The following is a 5,957-nucleotide window of genomic DNA, read 5'->3' on the forward strand; positions in this document are numbered from 1 at the left end:
CCCGCCGGTGTCGAGCACGCCCAGCCGGGCCGACCGAGCGTGGTCGCCGCCTGGGCCGCCGGCACCAGGCGCGCGCGCCCCACCACCCCCGAAGGAGCCTGATGTTCACCGACACGCACGCCAACACGCTCGGCTGGCTGCTCGACGAGCGGTTCGCCACCCTCGACGGAGTCCAGTGCGCGGTACTGCTCACCACCGACGGCATGCTGCACTCCCGGACGTCCTCCATCGGTCACGACCAGGCCGAGCGGCACGCGGCCATCGCCGCCAGCCTGCGCGGCGCCGCCCGCACCTACAGCGAGGAGTTCAGCGGCGGCGGGATGCGGCAGCTCCTGCTGGAGCTGAACTCCTACGTCTGCCTGATCACACAGGCCGGCCCGAACGCGCTCCTGCTCGTGCAGACCAGCGGCCCGGACGTCGATCTCGCCGCGATCGCCCACCAGATGGGCGAGCTCGCGGTGAGTGTCGGCGACCGGATGGCCGTGCAGGCCCGGACGCCGGTACGGGACGCGCAGGCCGCGGGGTGAGCGGGCCGCGGCGGGACCCGGACATGGTGCGGCCCTTCGTGCGGACCGGAGGGCGTGACCGCCCCAGCCGGCCGGACGTGCGCCTGGAGTCCCTGGTCCTCGCCGCGACCGGCCCGGCCGACGGGCTACGCCTGAACCACCGCCGGGTCCTGGCCCTGGCCCAAGGCGTACGGGGCGGCCTGGCGGTGGCCGACATCGCCGCCGTCCTTCAGCTCCCGCCGTCCACCGTCCTCATCCTCGTCTGCGACCTGATGGACAGCGGCCACCTGATCAGCCCCGTCAACGCCCTCGACGACCAGCCCGACATCGACATCCTCAAGGAGGTGCTCCGTGGTCTACGAACCAAGGTCTGAAGTCCGCCCCACCACCGCGGTGCACTCCGCGAAGATCGTCGTCGCGGGCGGCTTCGGCGTGGGCAAGACCACCTTCGTCGGGTCCGTGTCCGAAGTGCCGCCCCTGCACATGGACGAGCCGATCACCCAGGCCAGCACAGGGGTGGACGACCTCGCCGGCGCCCCGCAGAAGCAGACCACCACCGTCGGCGTCGACTTCGGCCGCATCCACATCAGCGCGACCCGGGTGCTGTACCTGTTCGGGACTCCCGGCCAGACCCGGTTCCGGCCGCTGTGGCAGAGCCTGATCGAGGGCGCTCTGGGCGCCCTGGTCCTCGTCGATACGCGCAACCTCGACGCCTCCCATGAGCACCTGGCCCTCCTGGAAGAGCACGCCGTCCCGTACGCCGTGGCGATCAACCGGTTCGACGACGCACCCGCGTATCCGAGCGAGGAGATACGCCAGGCCCTCGCTCTGGACGTGGACACCCCGCTGACCGCCTGCGACGCGCGCGTGGGCCGCTCCGGCTACCTGGCCCTGATCGAGCTCGTCACCTACCTGACCGCCCGCCACCTCCGCCTCCTGGAGCGCCGCCCGTGACCACCGCCCCACCGCCGTCCCGTATCGCGCTCTACGAGGCCGAGTTCGCCGCCGACCCGCACGCCGCCTACGCGGCGATGCGCCTCGCGTACGGGCCGCTCGTGCCCGTCGACCTGGCGCCCGGCGTGCCCGCGACCCTGGTCATCGGCTACGACCAAGCCCGCCGCATCCTCAACGACGAGGTGCGCTTCCCCGCCGACCCGCGGGTGTGGGAGCAGGCGGTCCCCGACACCTGTCCCGTGCGGCCGATGATGGAGTACCGCCCCAACGCGCTGCGTTCGGCCGGCCCCGCGCACTCCCGCTACCGGGCGGCGAACGCCTCCGCCCTCGACGCCGTACACCAGCACCGCCTGCACGCCCTCGTCCAACGGGTCGTCGCCGAGACGATCGCCGACTTCCGCGCTGCGGGCCGTGCCGATCTGCTGGCGCAGTTCGCGTGGCCGCTCAGCTTCCGGATCCTGAGCGCGCTGCTGGGCTGCCCGGACGAGCTCGGGCTGCGCATCGCGGACGGCATGGCCAAGATCTTCGACGGGGTGAACGCGGCGGCCGGCAACCAGATGCTGGCCCAGGCGGTGTCCGAGCTCGTCGCCCTGCGCCGCAGCCGGCCCGCCGAGGACATCACCTCCCGGCTCATCGCCGACCCGGCCCGGCTCGACGACACCGAGATGGCGCACCAGCTCGTCACCCTGTACGGCGCCGGCATCGAACCGCTGACCAACCTGATCACCAACACCCTGTTGAAGATCCTCACCGACGAGGACTTCTCCGCGACCGTGCACTCCGCCGGCGCCTCCGTGCGCGAAGTGCTGGACACCGTGCTCTACCGCGACCCGCCGCTGGCCAACTACTGCATCACCTACCCGCCCCAGCCCGTCCACCTCGACGGCATCCTGCTGCCCGCTCACCAGCCGGTCGTCATCTCCATGGCCGCGTGCAACAACGACCCCGCCGCCCTGAACGGAGGCGGGTCCGGTGACCGGGCCCACCTGTCGTGGAGCACCGGCCCGCACGCCTGCCCGGCGCGCTCCCTGGCCTACCTCATCGCCGAAACGGCCGTCACCGACCTGCTCGACGCGCTGCCCGAGATGGACCTCGACTGCCCTGCCGACGAGCTGACCTGGCGCCCGGGCCCGTTCCACCGCGCGCTGACCCGCCTCCCGATCCGCTTCCCCGCCCTCGCCGCAGCCTGAAGGAGACCTCCCATGCCCCAGCCCGCCACCCCGATCGTCCTGGACCCCACCGGCGCCGACCACCACGGCGAGCACGAGCAGCTCCGCAGCCACGGCGCCGCGGTCCGCGTTGACATCCTCGGCGTGACCGCCTGGTCGATCAACGACCCCGCCCTGCTCAAGAGCCTGCTGAAGAACCCCGACGTCTCCAAGGACGCCCGCGCCCACTGGCCCGGCTACGAAGAGGCGATACAGACCTGGCCGCTCGCGCTGTGGGTCGCCGTCAAGAACATGTTCACCGCGTACGGCGACGACCACCGGAGGCTGCGGCGCATGATCGCCCCCGCCTTCTCCGCTCGCCGCATCGACGCCCTGGCCCCCGTCGTCGAGACCATCGTGGAGGCGATCCTCGACGACCTCGACGCCCTGCCCACCGGCCAGAGCATCGACCTGCGCGAACACCTGGCCTACCCGCTTCCCCTCGCGGTCATCGGCCACCTCATGGGCGTCCCCGCCGACCAGCGTGCCCACTTCCGCGGCGTCGTCGACGGTGTCTTCGACACCACCCTCACCGCCGACGAGGCCGCCACCAACACCACGAACCTGTACAAGGTTCTGGACCAGCTCATCGCCACCAAGCGCGCCGACCCCGGCGACGACATGACCTCCCTGCTCATCGCCGCCCGTGACGACGACGGAGACGGGCATGGCCTGTCCGACGCCGAGCTCCGCGACACCCTCCTGCTGATGATCAGCGCCGGATACGAGACCACCGTCAACGTCCTCGACCAGGCCATCAGCCTCCTGCTCACCCACCCCGAACAGCTCGACCAGCTCCGCGCCGGCCGGTCCGACTGGGCGGACGTCGTCGAGGAGACCCTGCGCCTGGAGCCGGCCGTCAAGCACCTGCCGATGCGCTACGCCGTCAACGACATCGTGTTGCCCGACGACCAGACCATCGCCAAGGGCGAGGCGATCCTCGCGTCCTACGCCGCGGCCAACCGCCACCCCAACTGGCACGGCGAGACCGCCGACGACTTCGACATCCGCCGTGGCAACAAGGACCACCTCGCCTTCGGGCACGGCGTGCACTTCTGCCTCGGCGCCCCGCTCGCCCGACTGGAGCTCGCCACCAGTCTGCGCAAGCTCTTCACCCGCTTCCCGGACCTCGAACTCGCCGTCCCCGCCGAGCAGCTCAAGCCGCTCGGCTCCCTGATCAGCAACGGCCACGAGCAGCTGCCCGTCCGCCTCCGCCCGTCCGCGGCCTGACCAGCACCCGACCAGGAACCCAGATGACCACCACCGTCGCCGCCCCGATCACTCCGCTCACCCGGGCTCAGAAGCGGGTCGCCGCCCACCTCGTGTGCGGGCTCACCAACCCGGAGATCGCGGGCGAGGAACACCTGTCCGGTGACACGGTGAGCTCCCACGTCCGGGTGATGCGCGAGAGCCTGCACTGCCCTCCGCGCTCCTCCCGCGCGGTTCTCGCCCATGCCCTGCTCAGCCACCAGCAGGTGCCCCCGCCCCCGTCCCCGCTGCTGCGCCGCGCCTTCGAGCCGGACGCGGACGACCTCCTGCTCATCCGCGCCATCGCCGAGCACTCCCGACCGGACGACATCGCCCGCGCAGCGCGGATCCCGGTCGGCGAACTCCGTACCCGGACCGACGGCCTCGTGCGCAGGGCGGGCGCCAGCAACGCTGCGCACCTCATCGGGCTGGCCCACACCCACGGCATCCTCGGCGGCGAAGCAACCACCACCGCTGAGCAGCCCCCGGTACAGTCCGCCGGAGCGGTGCGATGAACACCATCACCCCCGGCACCACCGCCCTCGCCGACACGACAGTCGACCGCGACGGCCGGGCGAGGTGGGCATACGAGATGCGGCCGATCGTGACGGCCGCCGACCGCGAGGCGGCCGCCGCTCTCGTCCAGGACCGCGGCCTGTGGCTCGCCCGGCGCGGCCTCGACGCGCCCACCGCCCTCCACGTCGCCGCCTTCCGGGACCACCGTACGGAGGCGGTCGGTCTGTATGAGGACGACGGCGGGGACGAAGTCCTCGTCGGCTGCCTCCTCCTGCACCAGGAGCCGGATCTGCGGTCGTGGGCCGTCGACGACCCGGCTCCGGCCCTGAAGGTCTCCCTGGCCTACACCGCGCCGGGCCGCACCGACCGGGTCGGATGGCTGATGACGCTGTGGCTCGCCGCCTACGCGGCCCGCACCGGCATCGACTACGTGTACGCCGAGGCCCCGGGCTGGAACACCGGGCCCGACGGAATCGGCGGCCGGCTCCTGGGGTACCTGCGCGACCTCGGCTGGCACGTCCTCGGCTCCGGTCGTACACCGGACGGTCACCGGGTCGCGCGTATCCGCCTGCCTGCCGCTGCCTCGCCCGGTCTGGCTGCGCTCATCCACTCCACTGTCCCCGCCGTGACGCGACGCGGGCCCGAGGAGGACATCGACCGATGAGCACCCTCACCCGGCCAGCGGCCGGACTCGTGCCACCCCCGCCTGCGGGCCGCGCTCTGCCCCCGCGAGCGCGGGCGCTCCGCCCGGCCCTGGCTGGGGCCTCGCCGCTGAAGGCCCCTCACGCACTCGCCGCCTGGCGGGGCACCATCGACCGGACTGTCCTCGCGGGCTCCGGCGAGACCCTCTCCTTCGTGCTGTACGCGCCGACTGGACCCGGCGGAGACCCGCACACCGACCTCGCCGCCCAGCAGTTCGCCGAACGGCACCGGCCTCTCGTCGTGGACCGGATCGTCGACACCATGGCCCGCGACGGCCAGGCGAGCACCGACCAGCCGGAGCTCCGGCGCGGATACGCCCGCACCCTGCGCCTCTCCGCCGACCACCCTCTTCCCTCTTCCACAGGCCTTCGGAGGCGCACTGTGACGACGGCCTCCGACGCAACCGCCACTCCGGCGGCACCGGGCGGCAGTCCGTCCGCCCGGCATGCCTTAGCCGCGCTTCTGGTCGGTGAGGGCACCAGCTATGCGGGCACCGCCGTCCACCAGTTGGCGCTGCCCGCCCTCGCCGTCCTCCAACTCCAGGCCACTCCCGGCCAGATCGCGCTCCTGGCCTTCGCCGCGAAGCTCCCGGCGCTGGTCGTCTCGCTGCCGGCGGGCGTCGTTCTGGACCGGTATGCGATACGCGCCGTGCTGCTCGTTACCGACCTCGCCGCGGCCACCGCCGTCCTGGCGATACCCGCCGCTGCCGTTCTCGGCCAGCTCACGATACGTCTCGCGCACCGTGCTGTGGACGCTGGGCATCTCCGCCGCGATCCTCCTCGTCCCGGTCGCCGCCATCACCATGGGCGCCCCCGACCTGGCG

8 protein-coding genes are annotated in these 5,957 nt (G+C 72.6%); 7 read left to right on the forward strand and 1 reads right to left on the reverse strand.

Features of this window, described 5'->3' with window-relative positions:
- Positions 1-101 precede the first annotated feature (101 nt).
- Genes ABT093_RS40235 through ABT093_RS40265 form a run of 7 tightly spaced genes read left to right on the forward strand, consistent with a single transcriptional unit; the run spans position 102 to position 5,096 of the window.
- Positions 102-527: a roadblock/LC7 domain-containing protein gene (locus ABT093_RS40235; RefSeq protein WP_350572474.1), complete on the forward strand. Its 426-nt coding sequence runs from the start codon at positions 102-104 to the stop codon at positions 525-527.
- 23 nt (positions 528-550) lie between these two features.
- Positions 551-880 (forward strand): DUF742 domain-containing protein, encoded by a 330-nt coding sequence (locus ABT093_RS40240; RefSeq protein WP_350572475.1) that lies wholly within the window; start codon positions 551-553, stop codon positions 878-880.
- Positions 858-1,460 carry a GTP-binding protein gene (locus tag ABT093_RS40245; protein ID WP_350572476.1) on the forward strand — a complete coding sequence of 201 codons (603 nt, stop codon included), beginning with the start codon at positions 858-860 and terminating at the stop codon, positions 1,458-1,460. The genes ABT093_RS40240 and ABT093_RS40245 overlap by 23 nt, the downstream gene beginning before the upstream one ends.
- Positions 1,457-2,650 (forward strand): cytochrome P450, encoded by a 1,194-nt coding sequence (locus tag ABT093_RS40250; RefSeq protein WP_096624482.1) that lies wholly within the window; start codon positions 1,457-1,459, stop codon positions 2,648-2,650. Before ABT093_RS40245 ends, ABT093_RS40250 begins: the two co-directional genes overlap by 4 nt.
- 12 nt (positions 2,651-2,662) lie before the next feature.
- Positions 2,663-3,898 carry a cytochrome P450 family protein gene (locus ABT093_RS40255; protein WP_350572477.1) on the forward strand — a complete coding sequence of 412 codons (1,236 nt, stop codon included), beginning with the start codon at positions 2,663-2,665 and terminating at the stop codon, positions 3,896-3,898.
- Between the two features lie 23 nt (positions 3,899-3,921).
- Positions 3,922-4,431, forward strand: a complete 510-nt coding sequence (locus ABT093_RS40260) for a LuxR C-terminal-related transcriptional regulator (RefSeq protein WP_350572478.1) — start codon at positions 3,922-3,924, stop codon at positions 4,429-4,431.
- Positions 4,428-5,096, forward strand: coding sequence for a hypothetical protein (locus tag ABT093_RS40265; protein ID WP_350572479.1), 669 nt, complete (start codon positions 4,428-4,430; stop codon positions 5,094-5,096). Before ABT093_RS40260 ends, ABT093_RS40265 begins: the two co-directional genes overlap by 4 nt.
- Positions 5,097-5,584: 488 nt before the next feature.
- On the opposite strand, the gene ABT093_RS40270 is transcribed toward ABT093_RS40265, so the two are convergent.
- On the reverse strand, positions 5,585-5,957 hold a 373-nt coding region (locus ABT093_RS40270), incomplete at its 5' end, for a hypothetical protein (protein ID WP_350572480.1).

It is taken from the genome of Kitasatospora sp. NPDC002551, from assembly GCF_040296005.1.
Taxonomy (GTDB): domain Bacteria; phylum Actinomycetota; class Actinomycetes; order Streptomycetales; family Streptomycetaceae; genus Kitasatospora.